Genomic DNA, 16,274 nt, shown 5'->3' with positions numbered 1-16,274 from the left:
GTTTCTGCTTTCTAGCAGCAGCTCCCGTTAAACTCTGATTTGAACATCATGAAAGTTACAATAGATAGAATCGGCGGCTTCGTTGGGTTCAGCAGATTCCAGGTCGACTCGGACGACCTGGGTCAAGATGACCGCCACCAACTTATGGAGTTGGTAAAAAAAAACAATGCAGCAGGGACGCAAAATACGCTTCCGAAAATACCGACTAACGAATCGACTGTAAATGTTACGCTGGAAAACCACGAAGGCAAGCACTTAATCTCCGCTACACCGGAACCGGGTCAGTCCGAAGAATTACTAGAACTGATCCGATTCGTTGAAAGTCGTGGTAAACCTCGTGGTCCCAGCGAAGACTAGTGCTAGGGGGCACTTACCTTCAATTTGAATTTCGTGACTTGATGGGTTAAAACCTTACCTGATTTTGATCCATCAAGTTTCATTCCTGTTATTTACCTCAAAACCAACGGATTAATATGTACGAGAATCAAAGTGATCTTAACAGGCGGTCCGCAACTACTCTACGTACTAAGGCACCGATCCCCACAGCGGCCGACGATCAACCGCTTAAAAGCTCCTGAAATGTAATACCCAGCATAAGGCCTCTGAGCACATAAGTACTACTTATCATTCCACATCTTCTGCACAACATTCTTTATCCCGGGTTACCAGCCTTATCAACATATTGTTGATCCTTCCCTTTTGCCTAAGATAACTATCGGTACCTTTCTAACATCCGATCGTGTCACTTCTCTGCCATCGGTGGAAATTGTGCTCTCACCTATGCGGTCTGGCCGAGTACTTTAAATTGGGCTAAAATCACTCGTTCACGGCTTGCAGTGGCGAATAATATTAAACCATCCAGGGAAAATTTCCATGTATCACGCAAGGCCTTTTGAAGTCAAAAATCAAGGTATTAACTTTACAAAAGCACAGAGTTGTTACTTATTGATAGTCAGACAGTTAAGAGAATAGCATTTATCGGGATTTTGGACGCGTCGCGCATCATGGAAGGAAATTTTAAAAAATCAGTATCAAGCTGATTTTCAGAACATTAATACAACCGTTCGAATCCCTCTCTCCCCTCAACTTTCTTATTCCAAATCGTTAAAATCGCCGAATTCCAGGCAATTGTCTGGCTGACTGGCTTCGGCGGGCCGGGTGAATTGGTTACTCTTAAAGCATCGTGCATTTAATCGGCAATGCCGTAGCACGCTAATGACCGTTCCGAATTTTTCAAGATAGGTGGTATGGTTTTTGCTTGGTGGCTAGCAATCCACCTATTAAACCACTTCAAATTTAAAAACCATGAAAAAAATTTCTTTGCTCGTCCTTCTGTCGGTATTCAGCAGTGCGGCGTTTGCACAGTCGTTTTCTATCGGCCCGAAAGCTGGGGTCAACATCAGCAACTATACCGGTAGTGACGTCGAATCCGATGCACTAGTTGGCTATCATTTGGGAGGTATTCTGAATTTCGGGATCGGGCAGGTGTTTTCGATTCAGCCGGAGGTGCTTTTCTCGACGCAAGGCGCTAAGTTTAAAAATGCAGGGAAAAACGAGTTCAAAACGAGTTACGTTACAGTGCCGGTAATGCTGAAATTCCGCTCGAAAGGCGGGTTTTACTTTGAATTCGGCCCGCAGGCGTCGTTTAAAACAGGAGAAGACGTGCCGGATCAGACGATCGACCATTTTGCCAAAAACCTCGACCTGGCAGGAGCTGTCGGATTGGGTTATCAGGCCAATTTCGGACTAGGTATCGGGGCGCGCTACATTGCGGGATTCTCGAAAGTAGGCGACTTTGACAAGAGCGCGGCAATGGACCCCGATTTCAAAAACAGTGTGATCCAGTTCAGCTTGTTCTTTGCCATTCCGGCCCACAAATAGGGATTTGACTTTATTTGCCATGACATTTAAGAGCAGGGGAAACCCTGCTTTTTTCATTTACAACTCAGGAAGAAAGCCCGATTTGTTTCAGGAACTGCTCACGGTAATTGCTGCCGATCGGTATTTCTGTATTTTGAATAAAGACACGGTTGCCCTCGATATGGTCTATTTTTGACTTATTGATGATAAACGACCGGTGAATGCGCAGGAACTTTGATTTGGGAACCAGACCTTCAAAGCCTGAAAATGTCATTGCCGGCAATAGCGTATGTTGCACAGTCCTTACCTTCGTGTAGTTACCGTTCGCTTCGGCATACAACAAGTCCTCGTGCATGACCTTGTAAATCTTGCCATCGGATTTGAGGAAGAGAAAATCATCACCTTTTGATTCACCGGCGTCCATAAATGTGTTTCCGGTTGGCAGCAATTTTTCCATGGCCTTGTCTACGGCTACTATGAATCTTTCGAGTGAAAAAGGTTTGAGTAAATAATCGCAGGCTGCTAGGTCGAATGCGTCGACTGCGTATTCCTTATATGCAGTAGTGAATATGATTTGAGGCGGCGTTTTGAGTGTTTTAAGGAAAGAAATCCCATCCATTACGGGCATATTGATATCCAGGAACACGATATCTACTTTTTGCTGCATGAGCACAGTTCTGGCCTCGAGTGCGCTCCCGCATTCGCCCGCCACGCGCAGGTAGGGCAGGTGTGCGCAATAGGTACGTATGATTTGCCGTGCAATAGGTTCGTCGTCGACGATCAGGCAGTCGGTTTGCGTCATATTATCGAAGGTTGAGGCGTAAATTGACGGTATAATGTTTTTCTCCGTTCTCAATTACCAGGTCGTTCTGATTGGGATACAGCAGTTGCAGTCTTTTCCTGACGTTTGCAAGACCGAAACCGCTGTGCTTTTCCACCGTTGGCTCATTTATATCGGCGCCGCTGTGCGAATTTTTTAGGTAAAACAGGATAGAGTTTCCCCATACTTTCAAGCGGATTTCGATAAACACTTTTGGCTCTGCCGTATTTTTGGAATGTTTGAAAGCATTTTCAATGAATACAATGAGTAGCATCGGTGCAATGCGGATGTCGCTGCTGGCAATGCTTTCAATGTCCATTTTCAGTTCTAGTCGGTCGCCGATCCGGAGCTGTTCGAAGTCGATATAATTGAGAATGTAAGCCAGCTCATCTCGAAGCGGAACATAAGTTTCCGTGGCTTCGTACACAGAGTATCGTAGCAGATCCGACAGTTTCAATATCAGCGGCGGGATTTTTTCGTGCTGGGTGATCGAGAGACCGTACATGTTATTTAATGTATTAAACAAGAAATGAGGGCTCAACTGGGATTGCAACATATGCAGCTCACTTTGACTTTGCGCAGCCTGCGTTTTGGCAGCTTCGAGCTCCTTCCGTGTGCTCATTCTGAACAGTTTAATAAGTGCGCCCGTGCACATCCCGATCGTCAGAAAAGGTATCCAGTAGAATAGCAGATTAATGCCCGGGAAGCCCTGAAACTGCAAATCGGCATGGACAAAAAGCCAGACGAAACAGACGGCAATGGTGGCTGCCAGGCCATTCAATACATTTTTCGGTATTTCCCGCTGCCTTGCCGACCAAATCGTGGCCAGATGTCGACCAATGTAAATGCAGCCGAAAAGTACAAGGGTCGCCGCTGTGGCGACGGCCTCATCGTGCGCGGCACCTATCATGTTGAGGTAGGCGTCGATCCCGAAAAAAACGGGCACACTGGCTGCCGCGGTGAGCACCACGTAAATGCCTACCAGGGTCGCCTCTTTGTTATTGTTGTTGAAAATACTGCTCATGGGTTCACCCGGTTAATGCCTTGATGCAAATATGCCTGACCAACGCCGGGATTGCGATTGTAGGCGCCATAAAGGCCCGATTGTATGACGGAAAGCCGCTAGGGTAGGTCGAACTGGTTCGTCAGCCCGAAACTGATTTCCGTCATGGCTCGGGGAAGTTACAACACATTTATTTCACAGGGTTAGAGGTCCGGGCAATATTTGCCTCATTACTTGATCCATGTAAAATAATCGCCATGAAAACGCTTTTCGTCCTGCTTACATCCTGCCTGATAGGCCTGAATGCACTTGCCCAGTCAGGCAACGTCATTTCCGGGACAGTCAAAGACGCCACGAACCAAAGTTTGCCCGGGGCAACCGTACGCCTGCTCAAAATATCTGATTCCACGCTCGTAACGGGCGAGGTAACGGACGTCAACGGCAATTTTCGTTTTGTAAATCTTCAAGCCGGCGCCTACGAGCTGGCAATCGGTGCAATGGGGCAAAAGGACTTCAGGAGTGCGGCCCTGACGATCGATGCCGGGCATTCCGCCATTACACTGCCGGCGATTATCCTGCTTCCGGCCAAAAGTATCGAACTGGGCGAAGTGGTAATAAAGGCCCAGAAGCCGCTGATCGAACAGGAAATGGACCGTACGATCGTGAATGTAGGTTCGATGATCGGGAGTGCCACCAGCAACACATTCGATGTGCTGAGTAAGACGCCGGGCGTCAGCTTGAATGCTGCCGGAGATATCAGCCTGAACGGAAGGAGTGGGGTAATGGTGCTGATCGACGGGCGCAGCACTTACATGTCGGGGGCCGACCTGGCTGCTTACCTGAAATCGCTGCCGGGCGGCGTGCTCGACAAGATTGAGCTGATGGACAACCCGCCTGCCAGGTATGATGCAGCCGGAAATGCGCTGATCAACATCCGTTTGAAAAAAACACGCGCAGGCGGGCTTACAGGCAGCCTCGCGCTGGGCGGCAGCCAGGGCAGGTATGCGCGAAGCAACGACGCGGTAAACCTTAATTACAATCGACGGAAACTAAACCTGTTTGCTAATTTGGGTTACAGCTACGACAAAAATTACAGCGAGGACGATTTCAACCGGAGATATTATGACGAAACGGGTGCGGTGAAATCCCGTGTTGAGTTAAAAAATGACCAGAAAAACGCTTCAAATGGCTATAATGTAAACCTTGGGATGGATTTGACAGCTACGTCCAAAACCATTTTCGGCGCTATTGTCAACCTCAATGGCTCTTCCCGGAAAGGCAACTTTAACTACCAAAGCACGCAGCAGAATGCATTGTATCAGTTGGCCGGCTCCGGGAACGGTAGCACGGTTTCAAAGGATATCCGCAATAACACCAGTATCAATGGCAATATGTTGCACAAATTCAATGATCAGGGACGTGAATTGACGGTGGACGCGAATTATCTGAACTATCACACCCAGGGAAGGCAGGATCTTGAAAACCGCCTCTTCGACGCGGAAGGGTCACTGACGAGCCGGGAACTGTTCCGGTACCGCACCCCTTCGGAGATCAATATTTACACTTTCAAAGCCGATTATGTCCATCCATTGAAGAACAAAGCGCGCCTGGAAGGAGGATTCAAGTCGAGTTACGTAGACAATGATTTTGTTTTCAATTATTACAATACTAACGACGGCAATGCGGTAATCGACAACCGCCGCTCAAACCATTTTCAATACCGGGAAAATATCAATGCGGCATATATAAGTGGAGAAAAAAGGTGGAAACGCTTTGGCATGCAGTTGGGGTTACGCCTCGAAAATACCGCCGCCAAAGGACATCAGCTGGGTAACGACTCGGTTGCAGCCATGCATTTTACCAAAAATTACACTAAACTTTTCCCCAGCATTTTCCTGAATTATAAACTGAATGAGCAGAATGCGTTAGTGCTGATGGCCGTTAGGAGGATCAACCGGCCGAATTACCAGATGCTAAACCCTTTTGTTTTTTACAGGGATCAATATACTTACAGCGCTGGAAACCCTCATTTAATACCGCAATACCAGGATCGTTTGGAGCTGAAATACCAGCACAAGAACTTCCTGAACATGGGATTAAGCTACAACCGCTTCACCAACGGGATTTTTACGACTATCCAGGCCCAGGGCGACACCTTTACCAGCCGCCCCGACAATATCGCAAGGGGTTATATGGTATTGCTGAATACCAGCGTATCGGGCCAGCTCACGAGTTGGTGGTATAACAACACTACATTGCGGCTGTCGCGGATTACGCTGAAAGGCCCGTTATACACCGAAGCGCTGAATTATGCGACAAACGTGGCGCGTCTGGAACTCAATAACTATTTCAACCTCGGTAACGGCTGGAATGCGGAGGTGGGCGGCTACTATGCGAGTCGTGATGTAAATGGCCAGGCGCAGACTTCGGGGATGTTCCGGGTTAATGGCGGCATCCAGAAAAAAATATGGAAGGGGAAAGGCACCGTCGCCATGAACTTCGAAGACTTGTTCCATTCCTGGGTTTATCACAACCGGTCGTTCAGTATCCGGCAATCGGATTATTACCAGGTGGGCAGAACGGATACCCAGCGCATCAGCATTGCTTTAAATTACAAATTCGGCAAGGATACCTTCACCCGTAAACGTCGCCATAATAACAATGCCTCCGACGACGAAAAGGGTAGGGTAGAGTGAGTGTCATGATAGTCAGTTTTTGTCAAATGCCGTCAGGCAGGCCAGGAGTACCAGTACAAACGAAATGATCGAAGCGTAGGTACGGATTGCATGCAGCCTATTCCAGGAAACTTCGAACCGTAGGCGATGTGCCGTCAGTTCCTGCGCGGAGGAGTTGGACAGGTTGATTTTATCCAAAGCCTCGTTCAACGGCACATTGCCCAGCATGGTTACTCCGAAAGTGCCGATCGCATACACCACCGCCGCGGCCAGCAACAAATAGAAACGGCTTCCCGTCCCAAAATGCTGGTAGGTGCTCAGAGGCAGCAGTAAAAACGTCCCCATGAAGCTGAAGAAGAATACGGGATTGAGTATAGCACGATTGATGGATTGCATGGCAGCGAGGTAGCCGGCATCAGAAAGCGTCCCGAGGCCGGGGTTGACCGAGCAGGAATAGCTGTAAAACAGTCCTGCAATAAGGCCGCTGGCAAGGGCCGTCACGAGCAGGAATAGGTTGATTGTCGTCATGTCTTTTTTTCTTTCAAAGGTCGGCTGGACAATGGCAGAAAAATAGAACAAAAACGACAGCCTGCAAGAAACGGCCGCCAGAATCAATAGCTTCCTCCGTCAGCGTACTGAATAATTAGTCCCGCCCAAATCTCATTACCCACATCCAATTGATAGGCCAGTGGGAATTGATGCCGTCGTGGCTCAATAATACATTGTTCACCAGTTCATAGCCGATCAGCGATCCCCCTTTTTGGGAGATGTCCTGTTTGGCCTGATTATACAAATGAACCCACGTCTCCGGTAAGATGAGGTCTTGTGATGCGTTCTTGAATCGTCCCCAATTAGAATTTTCGGCAGGGTTGCCGTAGCGTTCGATCAGATAATGCTTGAAACTTTCGTCGTTCAGCGTGATCACTTTCTGTTTTTCATTTTCGCCTTCCATAGCTATTAGGTTTAACTTTTCGGATGAGTTGAAAATTGTAACCGATGTCACTATTAAAACTGTACCAGTTTTTCGTAGAAATCTATCAAATTAACTCACAAAGCGGTTGTGATTATCATAAGGTTGTCTTGAATGATCCTTAGGCGATTAATCCGATCATTTTTGCGCTTTGTAATGCTTCGATAGAATTGTCGGCTTGCAGCTTTTCGAGTATCCGTTGCCTGTGCGTGTTGACAGTGTGGACGCTAATGTCCAGTAGTGCGGAAATTTCTTTACTCAGTTTGCCCGTGCCGATCATCCCGAGGATCTCTTTTTCGCGCGTCGTCAGTTTCACGCCCCCTGTAATATCGTTGTATTCCAGTTTGATCAGTTCGCCTGTGTGGAAATTGATGACCTGGCTCTTCACATCGGTAAGTGCCTGATTCGGCGAAATATCGATGACTCCCAGCGAAAGCCAGATATTCCCGGATGCGTCCAGTTCGAGCACCTGGTGTTGTTCCGATACGCGGATGGCGGTTTGGTCATCCGACATGATCCGGTATTCCGTTACCATTTTAAATTGCTTGCGCGTATGCACGGGCTGGGCCATCATAAACTTCATGGCCTCATAACCATTCCGGGCCAGTGCCTGCCGGTCGCCGGGATGTATTTTCCGGTCGAACAGCTCGTTGGGAATACAGGATCCAATTTCGCCAAAATCGTAACCGTAGAGCTGATAAAAGTTGCGCGAGACGTATACATGCGCCTGCTTTTGCAGGTCATACACGGTTACGCCGCTGCTGCAAAGTTGAGCCATGGCCCGGATGAGCGCTAATTGCTTGTCGAGCCGATCGGGCTCAAAACCGTCAAAATCATAGTATTTGTTCAGCAATTGCAGGTAATCGGGAGCAAGTCGCGCCGACCTTCCCGGCAGGTTTTGTAATGATAAATCAGTATTTCCTCTCATCGGCGTCCGGATTTTCTTTGCAGGTATGTAGAAAGGACAACTCCGGGGGCACTTCACCTAGGTTTGCCCTCATTATTTTGTTAAAATCATCAACTCTATGAATTTTTCAGCAGTCCGTGGCGCCGATACGCCGTGGGGAAAAGCCTTCGCAAAAGCATTGGCGGCCGGTAACCGGCATTTGATCCTGATCGGTGCAAATGAAGCCGCATTGGAAGCGCTGGTACGCGAAATCGTGCAAAAACACCGGGTGCTGGTGTATTACCTCGTCGCCGACGATGCCGATACCGGGAGCATTATCAATGCCTGTGAAAAGATCAACGACCGTTTTGAAGTGGATCTTTTGATCAATTATGCTGAAACGGGGTTTCACCGGCGGCTGGAAGATTACGACATCCGCTCGCTGGACAGGAAGTTGAAAACCAATCACGCGAGCGGAATCCTGTACCTGCATCAGCTGTTGCCCAATCTGCTGCTTCATGCACACGCAAGGGTGATCGATCTATGGCACTGCCCGCATCCATTGCCGGCCTGGGAGCAGGCGTTGCTGGCATTCAATATGCATTTCGCCGAACATCTCAACCTGGAACTGAACGATTCAGGATTGGTTATCAACAGCTTTGCATTAACGGCTTTCTCGGGCTCCGAACTAGCGGAAAAGGCTGTGGTAATCCTGGAAAGTGCCGTGCCAGGTCTTGAAAAAAGCGAAGAAATCGTGAAATAGCGCTATTTTATGTATTGAGAATTGACACGCTTGTCTGCGAAATGGTAGATTTGCGGAATCACCACATCAACATTTCCATGGACAATATTCACATCAGGCCGGCGCGGCCCGACGAGCTTCCCACCCTTCTCGCATTCGAGCAAAACCTGATCATGGCCGAACGTCCGCTCGACGACACCCTCATCAGCGAGAAATTCCATTATTACGATCTCGAAACAATGATCCGCAGCGACGAAGCTGAGGTACTCGTGGCCGTTCTGGGCGACCGGTTGATTGCCAGCGGTCACGCACGTATCCTCGAAGCAAAGCCGTATAACAGCTTCGAACGTTATGCATTCCTGGGTTTCATGTACACCGAACCCGATATGCGCGGTCGGGGGATTAACAAGCTGATTATTGACGCGCTCGTGGAATGGGCCCGTAAAAAAGGTCTGGATGAGGTGCGTTTACAGGTTTATGCCGACAACACACCGGCCGTCGCGGCCTATGAAAAAGTAGGTTTTAAAAAAATGCTGACCGAGATGCGTCTCGCAACCCATTGAATAGCGGAGCCGTTGCCGTGGTATTCATTGAGTCATTTAGTCAAGGGTGGTCAGGTAATGTCAAGCGATTAGTTTACAAATACCTGACCAAACTTGACGTAGTACTACTTTTTTGAGCTTGTCACGAAATGATAAGTCATTGGCGTCTGCGGGTAAGCCGCAGGCGGAGGTGCTGCAATACCTTTGTTGCATCCAAAAACAACTAACCAATTGACATATGAAAACGCTCAAAAATGTAATGCTCATTAATGCAATCAGTTCAGGTGCAACAGGTTTGGGGCTTGCGATTTTCCCAAAAGCGGTCGCAGGGCTGTTCGATACGACGGCCACGATGCCCTTTGTCGAAGTCGGAATTTTCTTGGTCGTATTTGCGGCTTTGGTCTTTTCGGTAAGTCGCGGCAATCCGCTGAATGCCCGGGCTGTCAGGCTGGTCATTGTGCTGGACACCCTTTGGGTAGTAGGCAGCGCGGCGATAGTACTATTTCAGCCATTCCCTATTTCAGTCATTGGCTATGTGTTCATCGGAGCGGTAGCACTCTGGGTTGCCGCTATGGCCTATCTGCAATCTGACGGTCTTAAACAAATGGCTGTTTCAAAATAGACCCTGGCCAGTTTGTATTGTACCCTGTCACCACCACGGTCGGCAGGGTTTTCTTTTTTGTATTTAAATCCTCATTTTAGCAAGATTCAAACCTTTGTCAGAAAACGACTATCCAGCCATGAATCTATCCGACATTGCGGCAATACGTCTTGCTAACCAACAAATTCTGAATACCAGTTTTACCAATCCGGCCGAATTGGTCGCCTGGATGGGTGCTGTACAATCACAGGATTTTGCCATGGCGAAATGGGCGGTAGGCCTGCGCCTGAAAAAGGGAACGGACGCCAGCATAGAACAAGCCATCGACGCAGGCGGCATTATCCGTACACATATTATGAGGCCTACCTGGCATTTTGTGGCAAAAGAAGATGCCCGCTGGATCATGGATCTCACGGCACCGCATGTTTACAAGCTCGCCGGCACCATGTATCGTCAGCTAAAATTGGACGATTCTGTTTTTAAAATAACCAACGACCTGATCGGCAAGCTACTGGCCGATGGCAACGAGCTGACGCGCGAAGAAGTAATCGCCGAGGTAAATAAGGCCGGCATCGAAACGGACAACCTCCGTGCGACACACATTATGTTCCAGGCCGAGCTCGACAAGATTATCTGTAATGGCGCACGCCGCGGGAAAAAGTTTACTTATGCATTATTCGACAAAAAGGTCCCCTCTGCGGCGCCGCTGAATCGGGATGAGGCATTGGCTGCATTGGCCAAGCGCTATTTCCTGAGCCACGGGCCGGCTACTGTCCAGGACTTTGCCTGGTGGAGCGGTTTGTCGTTAACCGATTCGAAGCGCGGTTTCGAAGCCGTTCGTGGGGATTTTGAATCGGCCCTTGTCGGTGGACGGGAATATCTGTTCAGAGCGGCGACGGAACTGCCCAAAGTACCCGCAAATGCAATGCTCATTCCTCCGTTCGATGAGCTCACAATCGGATATGCCGACCGGAGTGCGGCCATGGACGATATTGTGGCACAAAATCCGGATTCGGGTAATGGTATTTTTAAACCGCTTGTGATGGTAAAGGGCAAGATCGTGGCCGTTTGGCGGCGGACGGAGAAGAAGGATTCTGTAAATATAGAGATCTCGCCTTTATCCAAAATGTCCGCTGCCGCCGAAAAATCCCTGCAAACCGCCGGTACCGCTTATGCCCGGTTTATCGGGAAAAAGAGTGCAGTATTTCAATGAATATTGTATTCAAAGCATCCGTTCGATTTTGTAATAACTGATATGTTCCTTGAAAAAAGGTTCGGAGAACTTTTTGAACTGAAAACGTTCGTAAAAACCGAGGGCGTCGGCGCGAGCGTCGCACCACATGCGTGTGTAGCCTTGCGTTTGCGCGTACGCTATGGCATGTTGCAGAAGCCTGGAACCCAGCCCTTTGCCCTGGAAGCCGGGCAGCGTCGCAAATTTCCTGAACCTGATGTTCTCGCCCTCGCCAAAGAGCGAAATGACAGATACAAGAGAGCCATCGAGGTATAAACCAAAATGGGTGCCGCTTTCATCTTCGGGCACTTTTACAAATTCGATTGGCATGTCGGGCCATAGTACCATGTGCCGGATTTCCAGCAGATCATCCGCATTAACTTTTTGAATTTCAATCAAATCTCTTCCTTTTATTTAATACAAAAAATACCTAACTACACGACGCATCGCACAAAAATAAGCCTAATTCAATTTACGTCACCATGACCCAGCCCGCCGCACTTCAAAAAGAAGAACCATTATTCTGGTCGACCGGACTGGGAACCGATGTATGGCAAATGTTCTGCGCCGCCCGTGACGGCGATCTTGAAAAAGTAAAGAACCTGTTGGCAAAAGACGCTACCCTTGTGCGCGGGGCCTACGATTACCGTACACCTATGTCGTTCGCCGTGGCCAACGACCGGTTGGAAGTGGCGGAGTATCTCCTACAACACGGCGCAAGCCCCGTGGATTCCGGTACCGGCGATCCGCTCATTCAAATGGCACGTGACCGCGGTTTTACGGCGACGGAAGAACTCCTCGAACGTGCGTTAAACCGCCACAAGGGCTCCGAGGCCGGGAAACTGATTGCCGCCGCTATCCGAAATCGAGACTTTAAGGCGTTTAATACATTACTGGCTAGCTCCGACGAATACACACACGCTACCGATGATGAAGGTAACCAACCTATTCATTGGGCGACCATGTCGCGCCAGCCTGAAATGATTGACGCATTGCTCGCCCGCGGGGCCGATATCGATGCCAGGCGGCCGGATGGAGCACGGCCTGTCCAGCTTACGAACGGCGACTATTCCTATCGCGGTTGGCGCGATGTGCCCGACGAATGGAAATGGAAGCCCAACGATATTTACCTGCATCTGGTAAGCAGAGGTGCGTACGTGGATATTTGTATGGCCGCATTGAAAGGCGATGAGGCAAGGGTGAGGGCGTTGCTCGACCTGGATCCGTCGCTGGCTAACAAGCCGTCTGAATACGTTACCTATTATGCGGGCTCCGGCGCGCCGTTGAAAAATGCAGCGATGGCGGGCCGAATGGCGATCGTAAGACTATTGCTTGAAAAGGGGGCTGATCCTAATCTGCCGGAAGAAGGTATAGCGCCGATGGGCCATGCTTTGCATTCGGCGGTGGTGTACAACCATATTGAAATCGTAAAACTACTCCTGCAACACGGTGCACACCCCAATGTACCGATCGAGAGTTCTGCGGATACGCTCACGGCGGCTTTGGAACGTGGGGACAAAGCTATGATCAACCTGCTGTGTTCCTACGGCGCGGCCCGATCGTTGGATTTGCTTGCGTACTACGGCGATATCCAGACGGCCGCAGCTGTTTTAAATGCGAACCCGGCCCTTGCAGCTAATGTATCCGCATTGGAAACAGCCTCTGGACAGGGAAACGAAGATTTCGTCCGCCTGATACTCCGCTACCAACCCGATCTTGCGAAAGACATTGGAGTGGGAGTGGAGAGCCGCGGCCCGCAAGACGCGATCAAGAGTCGCGAGCTAACCGAATACCTCTTCCAACGCGGTATGAACGCCAATTTCAAGAATTGGCTGGGCATTACACCTTTGCATCGGTTTGCGGAGCGTGGCGATATCCATAACGCAGCGCTGTTTCTGGAACACGGTGCCGATATTGATGCGATCGACGAGCAGTTTTGTACCACGCCGCTCGGCTGGGCTGCCAAAGCCGGCAAAACAAAAATGGTGCAATTCTTGCTCGAAAAGGGTGCCAACGCGCATTTGCCGGTCGGTAAACCGTGGGCGCGCCCGAGAGCGTGGGCGGAGAGACGCGGGCATAATACCGTCCTCGCCTTGCCTGAGTTGTAAATTAAATCAAACATGGAAAACAACAACGTAAAACCCGAACCGTTCATATCTCATGCCGAACCGGTATTGGCGGTTAACGATGTGGGCGAAACCGTAAAGTACTGGCATGAAGTGCTGGGCTTTCCCGGCCATTGGACGTGGGGTACGCCGCCCAACCATGGAGGGGTCACCTGGCACGGGGCTTTTATTCAGTTTTCACGGGATAGCGAAGGAGCGGAGCGGTTACGCGGACAATGTGTGTGGATCAGGGTCAAAAATATCCGTGAGCTGTATCAAATGCATCAGGACCGGAATGCGCAGATTGTGATGCATTTGGAAAGGCAGCCCTGGGGTTTTGAGGAATATGTTGTCAAGGATCTCAATGGGAATTACGTTACTTTCGCTGCTCTTGCTACCTCGGCTGGTGAAAGCAAATCGGAGCCTATGCCGGCCACCGTTCGGACCCTCGGGCGGATGCTTACTGTCGCCGAATACCGTAATCTCATTAACTCTGTGGGATGGACAAACACCCAATCCGACGAGTTGCTCCGAGAGAAGCTCGACGCGACGGTTTTTGTGGCAGTTGCCGAAAACAGCGCAACCGGCGAGGCGATCGGCTGTGCGCTTGTGCTCGGCGACGGCCTTAGCTTTTTCTATATTAAAGATGTAATGGTGCACCGTGATTGGCAACGTAAGCAGGTTGGTTCGGCTGTGATGCGGGAGGTGAAGCAATGGCTCGACGTGCATGCGCCCGACGGCGCTTTGATCGGACTTTTTACGGGCGAGGGACTGGCGCCGTTTTACCAGCAAACCGGCTTTGGCCCGGCTTTTGGCATGATCCGCATCATCGACCGTTCACAATTGTTATAGGATTGTTAGTTAAAACAATCCTATAACATCGAGTTATGGCATTAAGGTGGCTTTGCGAATGATCACCAACCGAAGCCGTAATCTTCACCATGGTTGCTCGATCCTCCCCAAAAGCTGCCGTGCTGCCAATCGAAATAAATGGCGTTAATCGGGCCGCTGGTGCGGGGCTGGTAGCTGAGTTTGTAGCCCATGCGGGAGAGTTCTTTGCGTGTCCAGTCGGGCATGGATTGATTTAAAATCAGCCCTCCCGGATCTTTTTCATGCTCACCGAAGCTGGCATACATTTGCAATGTCTTGAAGCTCGGAGCCTCCGTCGCTTCCTGCACCGTCATTCCGAATTCGGCCACATTTAAAAAGAATTGCAAAAGAAGCTGGTCTTGCTCGTCGCCTGCCTGCTTGGCAAAGGAAAGGAACGGCTTTCCGTCCTTCATGGCGAGGCTGGGTGTCAAAGTAACCCTTGGTCGTTTGCCTGGTTCTACCACATTAAAGGGATTCTCGCGGGCATCGAGCACGAACGATTGCATGCGCTGGCTCAGGCCCACGCCGGTGTTACCCGCGATACACGCAGGCACCCAACCGCCGCTGGGCGTAATACTAACCACCCAGCCTTCTTCGTCGGTGGCTTCAACGGAAGTCGTTCCCGCAGTGAATTCCTCCATAAACTTTTCGTCGAGCCCATTTGCATTGCGGTTCAACGACGCTTGAAAATTGCCCCAGTTTTTGATCTGTTCAGTAAAAGGATTCTTTTTTCCCTCAAAAGGGTAGGGGTCTCCGGGCATTATTTTCGCGTCGTTCTGCTCCCAATTGATCTGCTTGATCCTTTGTTTCGCATATTCTTTGGACAGTAACCCTTTCATCGGCTCTTCAGGAGCAAATGCCGGATCACCATAATAGAAGTCACGATCGGCAAATGCCAGGTTCATGACCTGATACAAAGTATGCACATAGCGCGAGGAATTGTATCCCATACTCTTCAGATCGAAGTTTTCCAGCATGTTGAGCGCCTGTAACATGACCGGCCCCTGCGTCCATTGCTGCATTTTGTACACTTCAATACCTTTGTAGTTGGTCATCAAAGGCTCTTCGATCTTAACCTTCCAGTTGGCCATATCCTGCTCGGTGATGAGGCCTCCCTGTTCCTGGCAACCGCGCGCGATCTCTTCGGCAATGTCGCCTTTGTAAAACCGGTCATAAGCCGCATAAATGGCTTCCTTACGGTTTTTGCCGCTTTTTAGCGCTTGTTGCTCGGTATCCACCAGTTTCTGTAATGTCTCACGCAAATCCTTCTGGACAAATATCTCCCCCGCATCCGGAGCCTCGCGCTTCTGCCCTAAATGGGGCAGGAATACCTTGGTCGAATACGGCCATTTCTTGATTTCGTCCTTACCTTTTTCAATGGAATTAGCGGTCTGTGCTTCGATAGGGTAGCCCTCGGCCATCTGCATTGCTGGCGCGAGCACCTCCTTGAGGCTCATCGTTCCGTATTCCGCGAGCATGGTCATCAAGCCGCCGGGCGTTCCGGGTGTTGTGGCAGCCAGTGGGCCATATTCCGGCGGATATTTCATGCCCTTATTTTTGAAAAAGGCCGCCGTAGCCCCTGTCGGCGCGACGCCCATTGCGTTGATGGCGATCACTTTCTTGGTTTTGGGATTGTAGATCAACGCCTGCGTTTCTCCACCCCAACTCAGTACATCCCACATCGTGCAGGTAGCCGCTAGCATCGCGCATGAAGCATCAATAGCGTTACCGCCTTTGCTGAAAATCATCGCGCCGGCTGTCGCCGCGAGCGGCTTGCCGGTAATCCCCATCCAGTGCTTGCCATGCAGCGGCGGTTTTTGGGTTGTAACAGGGAAGTTGTTGAAAGACTGTGAAAAGGCACTCAGTCCACAAAGCATCAGCCCGATCGTTGAGCATAAAAGGAATTTTGGCTTCATAAAAAGGTCGTTAGGAAATTGGTCCGTCGGTCGGCAGCGGTCGATTATTACAC

The 16,274-nt window shown here is 49.8% G+C and carries 16 protein-coding genes; 9 read left to right on the top strand and 7 right to left on the bottom strand.

What is annotated here, in order from left to right:
* Nucleotides 1–48 precede the first annotated feature (48 nt).
* A complete protein-coding gene (locus IEY24_RS14535) occupies nucleotides 49–357 on the top strand; it encodes a protealysin inhibitor emfourin (protein WP_188933252.1) in 309 nt (102 codons plus the stop codon).
* A gap of 948 nt (nucleotides 358–1,305) precedes the next feature.
* Nucleotides 1,306–1,881, top strand: coding sequence for a porin family protein (locus IEY24_RS14530; RefSeq protein WP_188933249.1), 576 nt, complete (start codon nucleotides 1,306–1,308; stop codon nucleotides 1,879–1,881).
* Between the two features lie 64 nt (nucleotides 1,882–1,945).
* Here IEY24_RS14530 and IEY24_RS14525 read toward each other — a convergent pair whose 3' ends face one another.
* Both IEY24_RS14525 and IEY24_RS14520 read right to left on the bottom strand, forming a co-directional pair.
* The gene (locus tag IEY24_RS14525) at nucleotides 1,946–2,662 is read right to left on the bottom strand and encodes a LytR/AlgR family response regulator transcription factor (protein WP_188933247.1); all 717 of its coding nucleotides are present in this window, start codon (nucleotides 2,660–2,662) and stop codon (nucleotides 1,946–1,948) included.
* Nucleotide 2,663: 1 nt separating this feature from the next.
* A complete protein-coding gene (locus IEY24_RS14520) occupies nucleotides 2,664–3,704 on the bottom strand; it encodes a sensor histidine kinase (RefSeq protein WP_188933245.1) in 1,041 nt (346 codons plus the stop codon).
* Between the two features lie 236 nt (nucleotides 3,705–3,940).
* Here IEY24_RS14520 and IEY24_RS14515 point away from each other — a divergent pair, with 236 nt between their 5' ends.
* Nucleotides 3,941–6,379 (top strand): outer membrane beta-barrel family protein, encoded by a 2,439-nt coding sequence (locus IEY24_RS14515; protein WP_188933243.1) that lies wholly within the window; start codon nucleotides 3,941–3,943, stop codon nucleotides 6,377–6,379.
* 12 nt (nucleotides 6,380–6,391) lie between these two features.
* On the opposite strand, the gene IEY24_RS14510 is transcribed toward IEY24_RS14515, so the two are convergent.
* From IEY24_RS14510 to IEY24_RS14500, 3 genes are all read right to left on the bottom strand, one after another.
* A complete protein-coding gene (locus IEY24_RS14510) occupies nucleotides 6,392–6,886 on the bottom strand; it encodes an anthrone oxygenase family protein (protein WP_188933241.1) in 495 nt (164 codons plus the stop codon).
* A 115-nt stretch (nucleotides 6,887–7,001) separates the two neighbouring features.
* Nucleotides 7,002–7,310, bottom strand: a complete 309-nt coding sequence (locus tag IEY24_RS14505) for a hypothetical protein (RefSeq protein ID WP_188933239.1) — start codon at nucleotides 7,308–7,310, stop codon at nucleotides 7,002–7,004.
* Between the two features lie 139 nt (nucleotides 7,311–7,449).
* Nucleotides 7,450–8,256, bottom strand: coding sequence for a LuxR C-terminal-related transcriptional regulator (locus tag IEY24_RS14500; RefSeq protein WP_188933237.1), 807 nt, complete (start codon nucleotides 8,254–8,256; stop codon nucleotides 7,450–7,452).
* A gap of 97 nt (nucleotides 8,257–8,353) precedes the next feature.
* Here IEY24_RS14500 and IEY24_RS14495 point away from each other — a divergent pair, with 97 nt between their 5' ends.
* The 4 genes from IEY24_RS14495 to IEY24_RS14480 all read left to right on the top strand — a co-directional run bounded on the left by IEY24_RS14495 (nucleotide 8,354) and on the right by IEY24_RS14480 (nucleotide 11,312).
* Nucleotides 8,354–8,977 carry an SDR family NAD(P)-dependent oxidoreductase gene (locus IEY24_RS14495; RefSeq protein WP_188933230.1) on the top strand — a complete coding sequence of 208 codons (624 nt, stop codon included), beginning with the start codon at nucleotides 8,354–8,356 and terminating at the stop codon, nucleotides 8,975–8,977.
* A gap of 77 nt (nucleotides 8,978–9,054) precedes the next feature.
* Nucleotides 9,055–9,519, top strand: coding sequence for a GNAT family N-acetyltransferase (locus IEY24_RS14490; RefSeq protein WP_188933228.1), 465 nt, complete (start codon nucleotides 9,055–9,057; stop codon nucleotides 9,517–9,519).
* 217 nt (nucleotides 9,520–9,736) lie between these two features.
* Entirely contained in the window at nucleotides 9,737–10,120 is a 384-nt protein-coding gene (locus tag IEY24_RS14485) for a hypothetical protein (protein ID WP_188933226.1), read from the top strand.
* 118 nt (nucleotides 10,121–10,238) lie between these two features.
* A complete protein-coding gene (locus IEY24_RS14480; RefSeq protein WP_188933224.1) occupies nucleotides 10,239–11,312 on the top strand; it encodes a winged helix DNA-binding domain-containing protein in 1,074 nt (357 codons plus the stop codon).
* 9 nt (nucleotides 11,313–11,321) lie between these two features.
* On the opposite strand, the gene IEY24_RS14475 is transcribed toward IEY24_RS14480, so the two are convergent.
* Nucleotides 11,322–11,729 carry a GNAT family N-acetyltransferase gene (locus tag IEY24_RS14475; protein ID WP_229222336.1) on the bottom strand — a complete coding sequence of 136 codons (408 nt, stop codon included), beginning with the start codon at nucleotides 11,727–11,729 and terminating at the stop codon, nucleotides 11,322–11,324.
* A gap of 83 nt (nucleotides 11,730–11,812) precedes the next feature.
* Here IEY24_RS14475 and IEY24_RS14470 point away from each other — a divergent pair, with 83 nt between their 5' ends.
* Both IEY24_RS14470 and IEY24_RS14465 read left to right on the top strand, forming a co-directional pair.
* Entirely contained in the window at nucleotides 11,813–13,438 is a 1,626-nt protein-coding gene (locus tag IEY24_RS14470) for an ankyrin repeat domain-containing protein (protein WP_188933222.1), read from the top strand.
* Nucleotides 13,439–13,450: 12 nt separating this feature from the next.
* Nucleotides 13,451–14,287: a GNAT family N-acetyltransferase gene (locus IEY24_RS14465; RefSeq protein ID WP_188933220.1), complete on the top strand. Its 837-nt coding sequence runs from the start codon at nucleotides 13,451–13,453 to the stop codon at nucleotides 14,285–14,287.
* A gap of 62 nt (nucleotides 14,288–14,349) precedes the next feature.
* Here the strand turns inward: IEY24_RS14465 and IEY24_RS14460 are convergent, their stop codons facing one another.
* A complete protein-coding gene (locus IEY24_RS14460) occupies nucleotides 14,350–16,182 on the bottom strand; it encodes a gamma-glutamyltransferase family protein (protein ID WP_188935184.1) in 1,833 nt (610 codons plus the stop codon).
* Nucleotides 16,183–16,274: the final 92 nt, after the last annotated feature.

This window comes from Dyadobacter endophyticus (assembly GCF_014641595.1).
Lineage (GTDB): Bacteria > Bacteroidota > Bacteroidia > Cytophagales > Spirosomataceae > Dyadobacter > Dyadobacter endophyticus.
Note: the sequence above shows the minus strand (reverse complement) of the source record. Positions and strands in the feature narration are given on the sequence as shown.